This is a genomic window from Actinomadura opuntiae (assembly GCF_030283205.1).
GTDB lineage: Bacteria > Actinomycetota > Actinomycetes > Streptosporangiales > Streptosporangiaceae > Spirillospora.
On the sequence record NZ_JASNWF010000038.1, the window covers coordinates 1 to 17,841 of the forward strand.

Annotated in this window: 13 protein-coding genes and 1 pseudogene; 8 read left to right on the forward strand and 6 right to left on the reverse strand. The window is 73.5% G+C overall.

Going from position 1 to position 17,841, the window contains the following annotated elements:
* From QP089_RS46085 to QP089_RS46095, 3 genes and pseudogenes are all read right to left on the reverse strand, one after another.
* Nucleotides 1-402 (reverse strand): annotated as a pseudogene (locus QP089_RS46085) (FHA domain-containing protein); the annotation flags it as partial.
* The gene (locus tag QP089_RS46090; RefSeq protein ID WP_285920934.1) at nt 399-839 is read right to left on the reverse strand and encodes a hypothetical protein; all 441 of its coding nucleotides are present in this window, start codon (nt 837-839) and stop codon (nt 399-401) included. The pseudogene QP089_RS46085 and the gene QP089_RS46090, both read right to left, overlap by 4 nt.
* Before the next feature lie 19 nt (nt 840-858).
* Nucleotides 859-2,313 carry a hypothetical protein gene (locus tag QP089_RS46095; RefSeq protein WP_285920935.1) on the reverse strand — a complete coding sequence of 485 codons (1,455 nt, stop codon included), beginning with the start codon at nt 2,311-2,313 and terminating at the stop codon, nt 859-861.
* Nucleotides 2,314-2,506: 193 nt separating this feature from the next.
* On the opposite strand from QP089_RS46095, the gene QP089_RS46100 reads away from it, so the two are divergent.
* The gene (locus QP089_RS46100; RefSeq protein ID WP_285920936.1) at nt 2,507-5,596 is read left to right on the forward strand and encodes an FAD-binding and (Fe-S)-binding domain-containing protein; all 3,090 of its coding nucleotides are present in this window, start codon (nt 2,507-2,509) and stop codon (nt 5,594-5,596) included.
* Nucleotides 5,597-5,614: 18 nt separating this feature from the next.
* Here the strand turns inward: QP089_RS46100 and QP089_RS46105 are convergent, their stop codons facing one another.
* Both QP089_RS46105 and QP089_RS46110 read right to left on the reverse strand, forming a co-directional pair.
* A complete protein-coding gene (locus QP089_RS46105; RefSeq protein ID WP_285920937.1) occupies nt 5,615-6,292 on the reverse strand; it encodes a DUF6348 family protein in 678 nt (225 codons plus the stop codon).
* Between the two features lie 73 nt (nt 6,293-6,365).
* Nucleotides 6,366-7,220, reverse strand: a complete 855-nt coding sequence (locus QP089_RS46110) for an NAD-dependent protein deacetylase (protein WP_285920938.1) — start codon at nt 7,218-7,220, stop codon at nt 6,366-6,368.
* Nucleotides 7,221-7,431: 211 nt separating this feature from the next.
* On the opposite strand from QP089_RS46110, the gene QP089_RS46115 reads away from it, so the two are divergent.
* The 7 genes from QP089_RS46115 (at nt 7,432) to QP089_RS46145 (ending at nt 17,016) form a co-directional block, all read left to right on the forward strand.
* Nucleotides 7,432-8,193, forward strand: coding sequence for a DeoR/GlpR family DNA-binding transcription regulator (locus QP089_RS46115; protein WP_285920939.1), 762 nt, complete (start codon nt 7,432-7,434; stop codon nt 8,191-8,193).
* Nucleotides 8,190-9,566 (forward strand): 6-phospho-beta-glucosidase, encoded by a 1,377-nt coding sequence (locus tag QP089_RS46120; RefSeq protein ID WP_285920940.1) that lies wholly within the window; start codon nt 8,190-8,192, stop codon nt 9,564-9,566. The genes QP089_RS46115 and QP089_RS46120 overlap by 4 nt, the downstream gene beginning before the upstream one ends.
* Before the next feature lie 112 nt (nt 9,567-9,678).
* A complete protein-coding gene (locus QP089_RS46125) occupies nt 9,679-10,923 on the forward strand; it encodes a carbohydrate kinase family protein (protein ID WP_285920941.1) in 1,245 nt (414 codons plus the stop codon).
* Nucleotides 10,924-11,017: 94 nt separating this feature from the next.
* Complete coding sequence (locus tag QP089_RS46130; protein WP_285920942.1) at nt 11,018-12,373, forward strand: extracellular solute-binding protein; 1,356 nt, start codon at nt 11,018-11,020, stop codon at nt 12,371-12,373.
* A gap of 132 nt (nt 12,374-12,505) precedes the next feature.
* Nucleotides 12,506-13,480 (forward strand): carbohydrate ABC transporter permease, encoded by a 975-nt coding sequence (locus QP089_RS46135; protein WP_285920943.1) that lies wholly within the window; start codon nt 12,506-12,508, stop codon nt 13,478-13,480.
* Entirely contained in the window at nt 13,477-14,271 is a 795-nt protein-coding gene (locus QP089_RS46140) for a carbohydrate ABC transporter permease (RefSeq protein ID WP_285920944.1), read from the forward strand. The genes QP089_RS46135 and QP089_RS46140 overlap by 4 nt, the downstream gene beginning before the upstream one ends.
* Before the next feature lie 48 nt (nt 14,272-14,319).
* Entirely contained in the window at nt 14,320-17,016 is a 2,697-nt protein-coding gene (locus QP089_RS46145; RefSeq protein ID WP_285920945.1) for a sugar-binding protein, read from the forward strand.
* 65 nt (nt 17,017-17,081) lie between these two features.
* On the opposite strand, the gene QP089_RS46150 is transcribed toward QP089_RS46145, so the two are convergent.
* Complete coding sequence (locus QP089_RS46150; protein WP_285920946.1) at nt 17,082-17,819, reverse strand: GntR family transcriptional regulator; 738 nt, start codon at nt 17,817-17,819, stop codon at nt 17,082-17,084.
* Nucleotides 17,820-17,841 lie beyond the last annotated feature (22 nt).

Genomic DNA, 17,841 nt, shown 5'->3' on the forward strand with positions numbered 1-17,841 from the left:
GTCGCCCAGCGTCAGCTCCAGGCTCGCCACCGGGCCCTCGACCGTCCGCTCGGCCGGGCCGCCCGGATCGCCGCCGACCCGCACCTCCCGGCCGTCCGCGAGCATCACCCGCGCCGCCGCCTCCCCGCTGGCCAGCACCGCGAGCCCGGACGTCCCGGACGGCCCGGCGACCGCGCACGCCGCCGGGCGGCTCCCGCGCCGGGCCGCCAGCACCCGCGCGGCGCGCCGCACCAGCTCCGCGCCGTCGCCGCCCGCCTCCGCGACCTGCCGCAGCGCGGCCAGCAGCGCGTCCACCAGCGGCGCGGTCACCGCGTCCGGCGCCGCGCACACCAGCGACAGCTCGCCCTCCTGCGCGACCAGCCCGTCGCCGGGCAGCGGCCGCGCGAACGCGCCGCCGCTCACAGCAGCCGTCCGCCGCGCAGCCTCCACCGCACGAAGAACACCCGGATCGGCCCGTTGACGAACAGCCACTGGCCGAGCCACACGAACACGAACATCGTCAGGAACATCGAAGCCGACACGTGTCCTTCGATGCCGGGAACGAGCCCCGCGTTCAGCAGCAGCCACATCACCGTCCCCTCCGGGACGACGGTCACCAGCCCGAACAGCGTCGGCCAGTCCTTGTCCCAGCGGAACTGCATCAGCAGGTGGTACGCCAGCTCCCACACCAGCCCCACCGCGATCACCGCGAGGAGCATCAGGAACGCCGTCCGGTACGCCGCGCCGAGCGAGCCGGGCCGGCCCGGCAGCACCGGGACGACCAGCGCGGTGAGCAGCGCTCCGACGGTGGCGAGCACGAACACGCGGGTCTGCAGGCGGCCGGCGAGGGTGGGGATCACGGTGGGGAGCTCCTGCTGGTCAGATGGGGCGGCCGGCGAACCACTTGATCCACTGGCCGGTCGAGCGCACCGGGCCGAGCCGCGCGCAGAACCCGCGCCGGGCCAGGTCGGCGGCGATGTCCAGCGCCGCGGTCTGCATGCCGAGGAAGCTGTCGACGGCCGGGAAGTGGTTGCCCGCGGCGGCGGCGCCGGAGGCGTACAGCACGCCGCCCTCGCTCTCGGCGCCGAGCACCTCGAAGTGCTCGCCGACCGCGAGCCGGCCCGCGCCGTTGCGCCGCGCGCCGCCGTACTGCAGCAGGTCGGCCAGCACCCGGTGCTCGGGCATGTCGGCCTCCAGCCCGGTGCAGTCGATGATGAAGTCCGAGGCGTACCGGCCGAGGCGCCCGTCGTCGCTGCGGGTCAGCGACAGCAGCCGCCCGTCCGGGGACGGCTCGACCCGGTCCACGACGGCCTGGAACGGGTGGTACCAGCCGCCCGCGCGGCCCTCGCGCATCTGCTGCTGCCAGCGCCGCAGCCGCGGCGTGGTCGTCCCGCCGACGGCCTTGGACAGCGCGGCGCGCCCCTCGGGCCCGGCGCGCCGGAACTGCGCCTTCAGCTGCCCGCCGAACGCCGACTTCGGCAGCGTGAACGCCTGGTAGGCCCAGCCGTCGCCGCCCTTGCGCCGCATCCACAGGCCCTGGCCGTGCGAGCCGGTGACAAACGTGCGGAACATGTGCAGGATCTGCGTCTGCAGCCCGTACTTCGCCCGGTCGTCCATCAGCCGCTGCAGCACCCGGGACGCGACGATGCCGGCGCCGCGCACCACCACCACGCCGGGACGCGACTTCAGCGTCTCGTACACGTGCTCGTGCGGCTCGTAGGCGTTGACGACGCGGTGGTAGTCGTTGTGGGTCTCGCGGAACTGCTGCAGGTCGGGCAGGAACTTCAGGCCCGGGTAGCCGACCGCCAGGTGCACGTACTGCGACCGCATCACGACCCGCTTGGTCGCCGACGCGCCGGGCGGCGGCGTCAGGACGGTGAAGTAGCCGCCGCCCATCCGGCGCCGCACCATCCGGACCTGCCCCTTGGCGAGCATCTGCCAGTAGGAGATCCGGTCGGCCTCCCGGCGGACCGTCTCGAACACGGTCGCCGCGCGGGGGCTGAAGAAGTCGGTCAGGATCGGCTCGGTCAGCACCTGCCACAGCAGCTTCACCGACTTGTCCTGCCACGCCTCGTGCAGCGCGTAGGAGGGGAAGCCCCAGATGTTGTCGGGCCGGGCGCCGGCGTCGGAGCGGATCCGCTCGCCCGGCGGCAGCTGCGAGACGCGGGTCAGGTACTCCCAGGACTGCCAGGGCGCGTCGCGGCTGGACAGCACCCGGATCGAGCCCGCCGGGACGCCCTGGACGCGCAGCACGTCCACAAGCGTGAACGACCCGAGCCCCCCGCCGACCGACACCAGCGGCGCGTCGTGGACCGGGATGCCCGCGGCCTGCACCTGCTGGTCGTGCCAGACCGGCGATCGGAGCAGTTCGGGCGTGAGATCACCAACTGGTCGGGCACCCTGCAACGACGTCCCCCGCGACAAGATCAGACGAATCGGCCGACACCCTATCCCAAACGGTCCGGCGTGCAGGGCCGATCGCGGCGGCCGCAGGATTGAACGCCGCCGTCCGGGTATGCGGTCGGGCATGTCTGCATCGGCGGAGCGTCTGCGTCAGGTCGGGAGGTTCGCGCAGGGTGGTAAGTACGTAAAGCGGGATAAAGCTGGAAAGGCGGCCGGTGCGGCCGAGGACTGGAAGACCGCGGCGCTGCGCCGCGACCTGGCCGACCGGGTGGACGGCGAGGTCCGCTTCGACCCGGGATCGCGCGCCGCGTACGCGCACGACTCGTCCAACTACCAGCAGCCGCCCATCGGCGTGGTGGTGCCCCGCACCGTCGAGGCCGGCGTCGAGGCGGTCGCGGTCTGCGCCGAGCACGGCGTGCCGGTGCTGTCGCGCGGCGGCGGGACGAGCCTGGCCGGGCAGTGCTGCAACACCGCCGTCGTCATCGACTGGTCCAAGTACTGCCGCGAGCTGATCTCCGTCGACCCGCAGCGGCGGACCGCGATCGTCGAACCCGGCGCGTGCCTGGACGACCTGAACGAGGCGCTGTCGGGGCACGAGCTGATGGTCGGCCCGAAGCCGTCGACCCACGACACCTGCACGATCGGCGGGATGATCGGCAACAACTCGTGCGGCGCGTCGGCGCAGGCGTACGGGAAGATGGTCGACTCGGTGGTCCGGCTGGAGGTGCTGACCTACGACGGCGTGCGGATGTGGGTGGGCCCCACCTCCGACGAGGAGTACGAGCGGATCCAGGCCGAGGGCGGCCGCCGCGCCGAGATCTACCGGGCGCTGCGCGCGCTCCGCGACGACGGCATGGAGCTGATCCGCACCCGCTACCCCGACATCCCGCGCCGCGTGTCCGGCTACAACCTCGACTCGCTGCTGCCCGAGAAGGGCTTCGACGTCGCGCGCGCCCTGGTCGGGTCGGAGTCGACACTGGTCACCGTGCTGCGCGCCGAGATCTGCCTGGTGCCGGTCCCGCCGTTCCAGTCGCTGGCCGTGCTCGGCTACGACGACATCTTCGCCGCCGGCGACGCGGTCAAGCGGGTCCTGCCGTCCGAGCCGCTCGCGCTGGAGGGCATGGACGACACGCTCCTCAACCTGGCCAGGCAGGACAAGCTCGCCGGGCCCGAGGTGCTGAAGGACATGCCGGAAGGCGCCGGCTGGCTGATGGTGAGGTTCGGCGGCGACACCAAGGACGAGGCCGACCGGCGCGCCCGCGAGCTGATCGAGCGCCTGGAGAACGAACCCGACCCGCCGCACTGCACGTTCGTGCACGACCCCGCGGTCGAGGAAATGCTCTGGAAGGTCCGGGAGGCCGGGCTCGGCGCCACCGCCTACCCGCCCGGGCAGCCCGACACCCACGAGGGCTGGGAGGACTCCGCCGTCCCGCCCGACCGGCTCGGCGACTACCTGCGCGACTTCCAGGCCCTCATCGACGAGTTCGGCTACGGCCCGGTGTCGCTGTACGGGCACTTCGGGCAGGGCTGCGTGCACACCCGCATCCCGTTCGACCTGGAGGACGAGAAGGGCACCGGCAACTACCGCCGGTTCATCGAGCGCGCGGCCCGCCTCGTCGTGGACTACGGCGGGTCGCTGTCGGGCGAGCACGGCGACGGGCAGTCCCGCGGCGAGCTGCTGCCGCTGATGTTCGGGGACGAGGTCGTCCGGCTGTTCGGGATGCTGAAGGCGATCTTCGACCCGCGCGGGAAGATGAACCCCGGCAAGGTCGTCCGCCCCTACCGCCTCGACGACAACCTCGACCACCTCGGCTACGACCCCGCCGAGCCGAAGACCCACTTCTCCTTCCCCGACGACAAGCACCGCTTCACGCACGCGGCGGCCCGCTGCGTGGGGATCGGCAAGTGCCGCGCCTCGTCCGGCGGCGTCATGTGCCCGAGCTACCGGGCGACGGGGGAGGAGGAGCACTCCACCCGCGGACGCGCCCGCATCCTGATGGAGATGATGCGCGGCATGCCCGGCGGCGGGCCGGACGGCGGGGTGCCGGACCCGGCGGTGCCCGGTCCCGGCGGCGCCGCGGTCATCACCGACGGCTGGCGCTCCGACGACGTCCGCGACGCCCTGGACCTGTGCCTGGCCTGCAAGGGCTGCCGCAGCGACTGCCCGGTCAACGTCGACATGGCGACCTACAAGGCCGAGTTCCTGTCCCACCACTACGCCGGCCGGATCCGCCCGCCCGCGCACTACACGATGGGCTGGCTGCCGCTGTGGGCGCGGATGGCCTCGGTGGCGCCCGGCGCGGCCAACACCGCGCTGAACGTCCCCGGCCTGGACCGGGTGATCAAGCGGCTCGGCGGCATCGCCCCGGAGCGGCAGATGCCGCGGTTCGCGTCCGAGCGGTTCACCGACTGGTTCAAGCACCGTCCCGCGCGCACCGGCGGCCGGCGGGTCGTGCTGTGGCCCGACACCTTCACCAACAACTTCCATCCGCACATCGCCAAGGCCGCCGTCCGCGTGCTGGAGGCGTCCGGCTACCAGGTCGAGGTGCCGCCGGTACCGCTGTGCTGCGGCCTCACCTGGATCTCCACCGGCCAGCTCGGCGTCGCGGCCCGCGTGCTGCGCCGCACCGTCGACGCCCTGGCGCCGCGGCTGCGCGAGGGGATCCCCGTGGTCGGCCTGGAGCCCAGCTGCACGGCGGTGTTCCGCGCCGACGCCCCCGAGCTGATGGAGGGCGACCGCGTCGAGGACGACGTCAAACGGCTGCGCGACCAGACCCGCACGCTCGCCGAACTGCTCGACGAGCACCAGGAGGAGGCCGGCGGCACCTCGCCCGTCGCGTCCCACGACGTGGTCGCCGGACTCGACCGGCCAAAGGTCCGCGCCATCGCCCAGCCGCACTGCCACCAGCACGCCGTCATGGGGTTCGGCACCGACGAGCGCGTCCTGGCCCGCGCCGGCGTCGAGGTCGAGACGCTCGACGTCGGATGCTGCGGCCTGGCCGGCAACTTCGGCTTCGAGAACGGCCACTACGAGGTGTCCACGAAGATCGCCGAACAGGGCGTGTGGCCCGCGGTGAAGGACGCCGACCCCGGCACGACCGTGCTGGCGGACGGGTTCTCCTGCCGCACGCAGATCGAGGCGGGCACCGACGCCCGCCCCCGCCACCTCGCCGAACTCCTCGCCGACCTGCTCCCCGACGACGACGGGGACTGACCGGCCGCGGCGCGGCGGTCAGCCGCGCGGGACCACCAGCGCCCACGACTTCACCGAGCCGTGCCCATGCCAGGGCAGATGGTCGGCGATGTGCCCGAACGAGGCGGCCGCGTCGCCGTTCATCAGCGTCACCTCGGTGATCGGCCCGGACGGCAGCCGCGCGCAGAAGGTGAACAGCCACACCGGGCGGTCCGGCAGCGCGTAGCCGGTGAACAGCTCCTCGATCACCACCTGCGTCGGGGGCCGGTCGGCCATCGCCGCCCGGTCGGCCTCGGTCAGCCCCCCGAAGTCGCGGGTCGCGACGGGCCCGTACCAGACCCGCGCGGACCGCTCGCCGGCGGCCAGCGGTGCCTCCGTCGCGTGCGCGGCGAGGTCGCTGCCGGGCAGCAGCGCGGCGGCGAACACCGGGAACACCGTGTGCGCCCAGCCGTCGAGCGCGTCGGCGGCCGGATGCCGGTCGCCGCCCGGCACGCCCACGGCCTGGTCCCAGGCGAACATCCCGCCGAAGCTCGGGTGCGACACCCCGATCGGCAGCTGGACGAGCCCGTTGTCCTGCGGCTGCGGCGCGGCGATCGCGATCCGCACGCCGGTGCCGGCCACCTCGACCTCCGCGCCGCCGGCGGACGCGGGCAGCCCGTGCCCGTCCGCCAGCATCCGCGCGAGCAGCCCCGCGATCTCTTCCGCCCCGATGTCCATGATGATCACCGTAGCGGGGCGGGCCCGCGGGCACCCGCCGTTCCCCGGATCGGCCCGCGGCGGGCGGGAGCCGTCAGGCGGTCAGGCCGACGAGGGCGTCCAGGGTCCGGCCGAGCGGCGCGTCCAGGGTCACCAGCGCGTGCTCGTCGCCGCGCGTCGCGCCCCGGTTGATGATCGCCACCGGGATGCGGTGCCGCGCGGCGTGCCGGACGAACCGGTACCCCGACAGCACCGTCAGCGACGACCCCAGCACCAGCAGCAGCCCGGCGGACTCGGTGAGGGCGTAGCAGTCGCGGACCCGGGCGGGCGGCACGTTCTCCCCGAAGAAGATCACGTCGGGTTTGAGCAGGCCGCCGCAGCGCGCGCAGTCCACCGTCCGGAAGGAGGCGACCTCGGCGTCCGACAGCACCGCGTCGCCGTCCGGGTTGATCACGTCGGGGCGGGCGTCCCAGCCGGGGTTGGCGGCGCGCAGCCGCTCCTCCAGCCGCGTCCGCGGCGTGCGCTCCCCGCAGCCCAGGCACACCACGCGTTCCAGGCCGCCGTGCAGCTCGACGACGCCCGTGGCGCCCGCCGCCTGGTGCAGGCCGTCCACGTTCTGGGTGATGATCCCGGCGAGCAGGCCGCGCCGCTGCAGCTCGGCGACCGCCCGGTGGCCGGTGTTCGGGCGGGCGCCCGCGATGTGCCGCCAGCCGAGGTGGCTGCGCGCCCAGTAGCGGCGCCGCGCCGCCGCGTCGCCGGTGAAGCGCTGGTAGGTCATCGGCTCGGCGCGCCGCCGCCGGCCGGTCTCGCCGCGGTAGTCGGGGATGCCCGACTCGGTGGACAGCCCCGCCCCGCTCAGCACCACCACGTCGCCGTCGGCGGCCAGGTCGGCCAGCACCGCCAGCTCCGGGGCCGCCGCCCCCGCCCGTTCTTCAACAACCTGCGTCACCTCTCCATGGTGCACGACGGCGCGGCTGACCGTCCGTCCTGACAGAGCGTGAGCGTCCGCCCGTCGCGAACGGGCCGATCTTGACCGCGTTGACTGACTCCCGTCACGACCTGACCGGGATACGTGCAGGTCAGATGCCCCAATGACGGAGTTCGAGCAATTTTCTGGCGGGTGGTGACCGAAGTCGGTCACGGGTGCTACGTTCCCCTGCGTGACCTCGAGCAAGCGACGTGCGCAGATCGTGTCATCGGTGCGCACGAAGGGGGCGGCGTCCGTCCGGGAGCTGGCCGCGAGCCTTCGGGTGAGCGAGTCCACGATCCGCCGCGATCTGGACCTGCTCGACCGCAACGGCGAGCTCGTCCGCACCTACGGCGGCGCGGCGCCGACCCCCCGGGCGGCGGCGCCGGAGGTCTCCTTCGCGGTGTCCGCCGAGCACGACAGCGCCGAGAAGGAGGCGGTGGCGGCGCGGGCCGCCGCCCTGGTCGAGGACGACATGGTCGTCGTGCTCGACATCGGCACCAGCACCCGGCTGCTCGCCCGGCACCTGCGCGGCCGCCCGGTCACCGTCATCACCGCCAACCTCGCCGTGCTGGACGAGCTGCGCGACGACGAGGCCGTCCGGCTCTGCCTGCTCGGCGGCGTGGTGCGGCGCAACTACCTGACGCTGGTCGGGTCGCTCACCGAGACCGCGCTCCGCCAGGTCCGCGCCGACCTGGTGTTCCTCAGCTGCACCGGGGTGCGGCCGAACGGCCTGGTGGTGGACGACATGGAGGTCGAGACCCCGATCAAGCAGGCGATGATCGAGTCCGCCGACCGGGTCGTGCTCGTCGCCTCCGAGGCCAAGTTCCCCGGCACCGGCTCCCTGCGCGTGTGCTCGCTCGCGCAGGTCGACGCGCTCGTCACCACGGCCGGCGCCGATCCCCAGACTCTCGAGCTCTGCCGGCAGGCGGGCGGGAAGGTGTTCATCGCATGAAGCTGGCCATTCTCGGCGGCGGCGGGTTCCGGGTGCCCTACGTGTACCAGGCGCTGCTGCGCGACCACGGCTCCCCGCGCATCGAGGAGGTCTGGCTGCAGGACTCCGACGCCGGCCGCCTGGAGGCGATGGCGGCGGTGCTGGCCGCGCTCGCGGGCGAGAGCGGCGACGCGGCCGGCGAGGCCCCGAAGGTGTTCACCTCCACCGACCTGGACAGGGCGCTGGAGGGCGCGGACTTCGTGTTCGCGGCGATCCGCGTGGGCGGGCTCGCCGGGCGGGTGTGCGACGAGCGGGTCGCGCTCGACCTGGACGTGCTCGGCCAGGAGACGACCGGCCCCGGCGGGCTCGCCTACGGCCTGCGGACCATCCCGGTCATGCTCGACATCGCGCGGCGGGTGAAGGCGCTCGCGCCGGACGCCTACGTCATCAACTTCACCAACCCGGCCGGGATGATCACCGAGGCGATGCAGTCGGTGCTCGGCGACCGGGTGCTCGGCATCTGCGACACCCCGTCCGGCCTCGGCACCCGGGTCGCCGCCGCGCTCGGCCTCGACCCGTCCCGCGTGCAGCTGGACTACGTCGGCCTGAACCACCTCGGCTGGATGCGGCGCATCCTGCACGACGGCGTGGACGTGCTGCCCCGGCTGCTCGCCGACGACGAGCTGCTCGGCTCGCTGGAGGAGGGCGTGGTGTTCGGCCGCGAGTGGCTCCGCGAGCTCGGCGTGATCCCCAACGAGTACCTCTACTACTACTACTTCAACCGGGAGGCGGTGCGCGCGACCCTCGACGCCCCGCAGACCCGCGGCGAGTTCCTGGCCGAGCAGCAGGCGGCGTTCTACGAGCGGATCGCGGCGGCGTCCGGCGGCGCGGCGATGGAGCTGTGGCGCGAGACGGTCGCGTCCCGCAGCGCCAGCTACATGGCCGAGATGAAGGGCGCGGCCACCGGCACCGAGCTGGAGGGGCACGCGGGCGTCGACCCGGTCGACGAGGGCTACGCCGGGGTCGCGCTGAGCGTGATGGCCGCGATCAGCCGCAACGAGCCCGCCACCATGATCCTCAACGTGCGCAACGGGTCGACGGTGCCCGCGCTGCCGGCCGACGCGGTGGTGGAGGTGCCGGTGCTGGTGGACGCCGGCGGCGTGCACCCGCTGTCGCTGGCCCAGCCCGACCTGCACCAGACCGGGCTGATGCAGCAGGTCAAGGCGGTCGAGCGGCTGACGATCAGCGCCGCGCGGACCGGCTCGCGCGCCGAGGCCGCCCGGGCGTTCGCGCTGCACCCGCTGGTCGACTCGGTGTCGGTCGGGCGGCGGCTGCTGGACGGCTACGCCGCCCGCATCCCGGAGGTCGCGGCCGTGTTCGCGGGCGGGACGTGACGGGCGGCCGGCCCGGAGGAGCTCCGCCCCGCCCGGGTCCCCGACCATCCGGTTTTGTCATGACATTCGGTCATCCTGGTCTCAGCTCTGACGGTCCTCGTGAGGAGGCGCAATGACAGCAGGAACCCTGCGCGGGGTCCCGTCCGCGGAGGTCCGCGGCGGCGGCACCGGAGCGGCCGCCGGCACCGAGGCGGCCGGGGCCGCGGTCCCGGGCCGGCCGCCCGAGCCGTCGATGGCCGACCCGTGCGCGGAGCGCGAGGCCGTGGGCGAGCGGCTGCGCCGCACGCACGACGCGGGCGAGGAGGGGCCCGCGCCCGACCTCGACGTCTTCCTGTCCGGCCAGGTCTTCATGGACATGATCTTCACCGGGCTGCCCGGCCTGCCGCCGCCCGGCACCGAGCTGTTCACCGACGGGCTCGGTTCGGCGCCCGGCGGCATCGCCAACATCGCGGTGGCGATGAGCCGGCTCGGGCTGCGCGTCGGGCTCGCCGCCCCGTTCGGCGACGACCTGTTCGGCGCCTACCTGTGGCGCACCCTCGCCGAGCAGGAGGGCGTGGACCTCGGCCACTCCCGCCGGGTCGGGTCCTGGCCCACGCCGGTCACGGTGTCGCTGGCCTACGACTCCGACCGCAGCATGGTCACCTACGCCAAGCCCGTCCCCGACATGGGCTCCGCCGACGACTCCTACGAGGAGGTGCTCGGTTCCGCGCCGCCGTCGGCGCGGGCCTGCTTCATCGACATCGAGCGGCCGGTGCCCGCGTGGGCGCGGCAGATGCGCGCGGGAGGCACCCTGGTCTTCGCCGACCTCGGCTGGGACGCCACCGAGACGTGGTCCAGCGAGGTCCTCGACCGGCTGGAGCACGTGGACGTGTTCCTGCCCAACGCGGTCGAGGCGATGGCCTACACCCGCACCGCCTCGCCCGAGGCCGCCGCCCGCGCCCTGTCGGAGCGGGTCCCGGTCGTGGTGGTCAAGCGCGGCGGCGCCGGCGCGATCGCGATCGACGCGCGCACCGGCGAGGTCGCCGAGACCGACGCGCTGCCGGTCCGGGCGCTGGACGCCACCGGCGCGGGCGACGTGTTCGGCGCCGGGTTCCTGTTCGGCACCCTCGCCGGGCTGCCGCTGGAGGAGCGGCTGAAGTTCGCCAACCTGTGCGCGGGCCTGTCGGTGCGGCACCGCAGCGGCTCGCTCGGCGCGCCCTGCTGGGGGGAGATCGCCGCGTTCGGGGAGTCCGGCGAGGTCCCCGAGGAGGTCCTCGAACCGTACGCCTTCGTCGTCGACTACATCCCCGACTCGGCCACCGACACCGTCGTGCGCGCCGAGCCCACCCTCCGCGACGACCTGCAGCACTCGTCCTGACGGACCGTCCGAGCCCCCCGCCCCACCCCCCGGACCCGTACCGCGCGGCCCGCCGCCCGGTACGGGGACGGCAGCGCAGAAAGGAGCCGCAGGAATGCCGACGCTCACGAGACGGGGCACGGTCGCCGCGGCGGCGGCCCTGGTGACCGCGCTCGCCGCCGCCTGCGCGCCGGGCTCGTCGGACGACAAGCCGGCGAGCAAGGCGCCCGCGGCGGTCAGCACCGACGTCGCCAAGGCCGGCAACGTGACGCTCACCGTCTGGGACCAGGAGGTCCAGGGCGGGCTGAAGGAGCAGATCGAGAAGCTCAACGGCCAGTTCGAGGCCAAGTACCCGAACGTGAAGATCAAGCGGGTGTCGCGCTCGTTCAGCGACCTGCAGAAGACGCTGCGGCTGGCGCTGTCGGGGAGCAACCCGCCCGACGTCGTCGAGGCCAACCAGGGCTACGCGTCCATGGCGCAGTACGTCAAGGACGGCATGCTGCTGCCGCTCGGCGCCTACGACAAGGCCTACGGGTGGTCCAAGCGGTACCCGAAGGGGCTGCTCGACCTCAACAGCGTCACCAAGGACGGCAAGCTCATCGGCTCCGGCGACCTGTACGGCGTCTCGCTGAACGGCGAGATCGTCGGGCTCTACTACAACAAGGAGAAGCTCGCCAAGCTCGGCATCCAGCCGCCGAAGACCTGGGACGAGTTCGAGCAGGCCCTCGCCACCGCCAAGGGCAGGGGCGAGGTGCCGATCGCGTTCGGCAACCTGGAGAAGCTGCCCGCGATGCAGCTGTACGGCATCCTCCAGGACGCCGCGACCGGTAAGGACGCCGTCCGGAAGCTGGTGTTCGGCAGCGCCGGGTCCTGGACGGACGCGCCGAACGTGCAGGCCGCGCAGAGGCTCGCGGACTGGGCGAAGAAGGGCTACCTCACCAAGGACTCCAACTCGGTGAAGTGGGACGACACCCCGGTCAACTTCGCCAAGGGCGAGGGCGTGTTCATGTTCGGCGGCACCTGGTGGGCGCCGGACCTCGACGACCGGATGAAGGACAAGGTCGGCTTCGCGCTGCCGCCCGCGCCGCAGGCGGGCGCGCCGGTGGCGACCATGGGCGGCGAGAGCCTGCCGTGGTCGATCACGTCCAAGTCCAAGCACGCCGACGTCGCCGCCGCCTACATCAACTTCATCACCTCGCCCGAGGCGATGAACGTGGCGGTCCAGACCGGCAGCCTGCCCGTGCTGCCCGCCACCACGCAGCCGGACAAGCCGCTGATGAAGGAGGTGTCGGCGGCCTGGGCCGAGCTCAGCAAGAACGACGGCACCACCCCCTACATCGACTACACGACCCCGACGTTCACCGACGCGTTCGGCGGCCCGCTGCAGGGCCTCGTCGCCGGCAAGACGTCCGCGCAAGAGGCCATGAAGGCGGCCCAGGACGACTACACCGCCTTCCAGAAGAAGAAGTAGTGACGACCGGCCCGGCGTGACCGCCGGTCCCGCCGCCGCCCGGCATCCCCGGCGCGGCGGCGGGGCACCGGCCGCCCCCGCGCAGGACGCGGGGCGGTCCGCGCCGACGAGGTGACAGCGAGGAGCGCGCACATGACGACCGTCGCGCGGCAGAAGACCCCCGAGCCGGGGGCCGAGGCGTCCGGCTCGAGCAACGGGCGGCCCGCGGGGCGCCGGAGCAGGTCCCGGCCGCCGGGCGAGCCCCGCGCCGTCGGCTGGCTGTACGTCCTGCCGGCCCTGGCGGTGTACGGGACCTTCCTGCTGTGGCCGCTGCTGCGCGGCGCGCAGTTCTCCCTGTACCACTGGGACGGCATCGGCCAGGCGACCTGGGCGGGGCTGTCCAACTACACCGCCACCTGGACCGACCCGACGCTGCGGGGCGCCTTCGGGCACCTGCTGATCCTGATCGTGTTCTACGCGGTCCTGCCGTGCTGCATCGCGTTCGTGCTGGTCGCCGTCATGTCCCGGACCAAGGTCCGCGGCCTGACGTTCTTCCGCACCGTGCTGTTCATGCCGCAGGTCATCGCGATGGTCGCGGTCGCGGTGGCGTGGCAGTGGGTGTACTCCACGCACGGGCCCGTCAACACCGTCCTCGGCTGGCTGCACGACCTCGGCCTGCCGGACTGGCGGCACGGCTGGCTCGGCGACTTCACGTTCGCGCTGCCCGCCATCGGGCTCGTCGGCACCTGGGTCGAGATCGGGCTGGCGCTGGTGCTGTTCCTCGCCGGCGTGCAGAAGATCCCCCGGGAGCTGTACGAGGCGGCGCGGATCGACGGCGCCGGGGCGGTCCGGGAGTTCTTCACCGTCACCCTGCCGGGGCTGCGGCGCGAGTTGTCGGTCGCGCTGACGCTCACCACGATCATGGCGGTGCGCAACTTCGACCTCATCTACATGGCGACCGCCGGCGGCCCGGGCGACTCCACGAAGGTGCCCGCCTACGAGGTCTACAACCGCACGTTCAACACCGGCGAGGTCGGGCTCGGCTGCGCCATCGGCGTCACGCTGGCCGTGCTGGCGTTCGCGGTCACCGCGGGCGTCGGCCGCCTCGTGGAGGGGAGGGGCGAATGAGCAGGCGCTACGAGCGGATCTTCAACCACGCGGTGCTGGCGCTGTTCGCGGTGGTCGCCCTGTTCCCGATGGTCGGCATCGTGGCGCAGGCGCTGCAGCTGCCGGGGAACCTGTCGTTCGGCACCTTCCGGGTCGCCTGGAACGAGGGCCACTTCGGCGCCTACCTGCGCAACAGCGTCATCGTCACCGCCGTCACGGTGGTGCTGGCCAGCGTCTTCTCGATCATGTCGGGGTACGCGCTCGGCGTCATGCGCTTCCGCGGCGCCGGGGCGCTGTTCCTGCTGTTCCTGGCCGGCCTCACCATCCCCACCGAGGCCGTCGTGGTGCCGCTGTACTTCGACCTGCGCTCGGCCGGGCTCGACAACACCTACGCCGGGCTGATCCTGCCGCAGGTCGCGATGTCGGTCGCGTTCGGCACGTTCTGGATGCGCGCCTACTTCCGCAGCGTGCCGCCGTCGCTGATGGAGGCGGCGCGGATGGACGGCGCGTCCAGCTGGACGACCCTGTGGCGGGTGCTGGTGCCGATCGGCCGGCCCGCCATCCTCACCATGGTCGTGCTGATCACCATGTGGACGTGGAACGAGTTCCTGCTGCCGCTGGTGATCGTCAACTCCGACGAGGGGCTGCGCACCGCGCCGCTCGGCCTGTCGTTCTTCCAGGGCGCGCACAAGACCGACTACTCGCTGCTCATGGCGGGCGCGCTGATCATCGCGGCGCCCGTCGTGATCGTCTATGTCTTCCTGCAACGCCGGTTCATTGCAGGGATGCTCTCGGGGGCCATCAAGGAGTAGGGAGTCCGGGGCCGCCCCCGGCGGCCCCGCAACGGAACAGGAGAGTTCATGCGAAGACTCGCCCTACCCGCCGTCCTGTCCGCCGCGCTGGCGGGCTCGGCCATCGCGCTGGCCGGCCCGCCCGCGCAGGCGCGGACGGCACCGTCCGACCGCACGGCACCGTCGGAACGGGGCCGGCTGGACGTGCTGTTCGTCGGGGCGCACCCCGACGACGAGTCCGGCACCCTGTCGACCCTCGGCCAGTGGAACGAGTTCGATAAGGCCAGGACGGGAGTGCTGACCGTCACCCGCGGCGAGGGCGGCGGCAACGCCGCGGGGACGGAGGAGGGCCCGGCGCTCGGCCTGCTCCGCGAGGACGAGGAGCGCCGCGCGGTCGGCAAGGCGGGCGTCACCGACGTCCACAACCTCGACAAGGTCGACTTCTACTACACGGTGAGCGCGCCGCTCACCGAGGACACCTGGGGCCACGACGACACCCTCGCCAAGGTCGTGCGGATCGTCCGCGAGACCCGCCCCAAGGTGATCGTGACGATGAACCCGGCGCCGCTGCCCGGCCAGCACGGCAACCACCAGGAGGCCGCGCGGCTGGCGACCGAGGCGTACCGCGCCGCCGCCGACCCCAACGCGTTCCCGACGCAGCTCAGCAAGGAGGGCCTGAAGACCTGGGCGCCCGGGCGGCTGTTCCAGGGCGGCGGCGCGTCCGGCCCGACCGGGCAGGAGTGCGCCGCCAAGCTCACCCCGAGCACGCCGGCGTCGGTGGCCTACGGCGTGTGGGGCGGCCGGACGTCGGCCCGCAACGGCGGCAAGACGTGGGCGCAGGTCGAGCGGGAGGCGCAGCGGCTGTACGTGAGCCAGGGCTGGGCCGGGTTCCCGGACGCGCCGTCCGACCCGTCGAAGATCGGCTGCGACTACTTCACGCAGATCGCGAGCCGCGTGCCGTTCACGCTCGGCAACACCGACCCGTCGGCGCCGCTGGAGGGCGCGGTCACGCCGGTCAAGGGCGGCCTGCCGCTCGGCACGCAGTTCTCCCTGACGACCGGGTCGTACGGCGTGACGCCCGGCGCGGCGTTCACGGTGACGGCGCACGCCAGCGCGCCGAAGAAGCTCGGCAACGCGCGCGCCGCGCTCTCGGTGCCGTCCGGTTGGAACGTGACAGGAAGCGGTGACCTGGGCAAACTCGGGTCCCGCGAGCGGACGGCGACGTTCACCGTGACGCCGCCCGCCGGCGCCTCGGTGGGCCGCGCGCAGATCTCCGCGACGCTCACCTCCGGGCGCGCCACCGGCCAGACCGCGACGATGGTGAACGTCCAGCCGCCCGTCACCGGCCAGCAGCAGCCGCTGCCGCGCGTCGACGACTTCGACACCTGGGCCACCAAGACCGGCGTGCCCGCGCTCATCGGCCAGATGAAGCGGGTGCTGACGGTCGGCTCCGGCAAGTCCCGCGACGTCCGGGTGGACCTGGTGAACACCACCTCGTCCGCGCAGTCCGGCACGGTGAAGCTGGACCTGCCGAAGGGCTTCTCGGCCGACGCCGCGTCCAAGCCGTACACGCTCGCGGCCGACGCGAAGGGCACCGCCACCTTCAAGGTGACCAACACCGACGCCTCGCTGCCGACCTCCAACCAGGGCGGCTCCGGCGGCGACTACGACTACACCATCACGACCACGCCCTCGTCCGGCCCGGCCGACGTGGAGACGGCGGCGCTGGAACTGGTCCCGGTAGCCGAGATCCCCAAGGCGGCCGCCGCCCCGAAGATCGACGGCAAGGAGGAGACCGGCGAGTACACCGGCGCCGAGCTGAACCTGTCGCGGGTGTGGGAGGGCGACGCCTGCGCGTCGGCCGCCGACTGCTCGGCCACCGGCAAGGTGACCTGGACCGACGACGCGCTGAACGTGCTGGTGAAGGTCCGCGACGACAAGCAGGGCACGGTGCTCGGCGCCGACGACTGCAAGCGGCACTGGCGCACCGACTCGGTCGAGATCGGGATCGACCCGCGCGGCGACTCCGAGAACACCTCGACCACCTTCAAGACCGGCATCTTCCCGCAGATGGCGGACGGCAAGCCGTGCTTCGAGCGCGACGCCGACGCCCACCAGGGCGGCGCGGATGCCGCGCCCGGCATGCAGGTCGCCGCGACGGTCAACCAGCCCTACGACGGCTACACCGTCGAGGCGAAGATCCCGTTCAAGGACCTGCCGACCGCCGTGGACCCGGCGCGGATGGGCCTGAACGTCTTCGTCTACGACTCCGACACCCAGGACAAGACCGGCCAGACCCGGATCGGCTGGTCGACCTGGGGCGGCGTGCAGGGCGACCCGTACCGGTGGGGCCAGACGACCCTGCCCGGCTACACGCCCGACCCGGGCCTGCCGACCACCCCGCCCGCGCCGGTCATGCCGACCGACGCGGCGGCCTCGGTGAACTCGCCGCAGTCCATCGAGCAGGCCGTCCGGACCGGGATCCCGCTCGCGGGCGGCCCGGCGGCGCCGCGCTCCGACAGCGCGCGCATCTCCGGTACGCCGAAGGTGTCCGGTGGGTCGACGACCTTCCGGCTGCGGGCGACCGGCCCCGGCACCGCCCACGTGACGGTCTGGGACGGCAAGGTCCTCGGCACCAGGACGGTCGAGGTGAAGCGCGCCGGCCCGCAGTCGGTGACGGTCACCGGCGCGAGCGGCCTGCTCGCCGTCGCGTTCGAGGCGAAGAAGGGGGGCACGGCGAGCAGCGTCGCCCGGCTGACGCGGTGAACGGTGCCGCCGCGCCGGGTTCGCGCCCGGCGCGGCGGCGTTCCGCCCGCCTGTTTTCGGGCCGGTCAGCGGCCCACGAGGGTGTGGGAGAAGGAGTAGCGGTCGGCCCGGTAGACGTGGTCGCCGTACTCGACCGCGGTGCCGTTGTCGTCGAACGCGGTGCGGGTCATGGTGAGCAGCGGGGTGCCGCGCCGCTCGTCCAGCAGCCGCGCCTCCGCGGCCGTCGCGGCCCGCGCCCCGATCGTCTGGTGCGCGATCCGCAGGTTCACCCCGGCGGAGCGCAGCGTCTCGTACAGGCCGTGCTCGGCGAGATGCTCGGCGGTGACGTCGAGCAGCCCGGCGGGCAGCACGTTGGTCAGCAGCGCCAGCGGCTCGCCGCCGGTGAGCCGCAGCCGGCGCAGCCGCAGCACCTCCGTGCCGGCCGGGACGCCGAGCCGCTCGGCGGCCTCCTCGCCGGCCGGGGCGGGCCCGAACTCCAGCACCTGAGTTCGGGGCTCGGCGCCGGCGGCGGCGAGGTCGTCGTGCAGGCTGGTCAGCTCGATCGGCCGCCGCACCTGCGCCTGGACGACCTGGGTGCCGACGCCGCGCTTGCGCACGAGCAGCCCCTTGTCGACCAGGTGCTGGATCGCCTGCCGGACGGTCGGCCGCGACAGCCGGTAGCGGGCCGCCAGGTCCAGCTCGTTGTCCAGCCGGGCGCCCGGGGGCAGCTCGCCGGACCGGATAGCCGCCTCGAGCTGCTGGGCGACCTGGAAGTACAGCGGCACGGGGCTGCCGCGGTCCAGCGTCACCGTCGGTCCTTGCACGCGGGCTCCTTCCGTGGGTCGC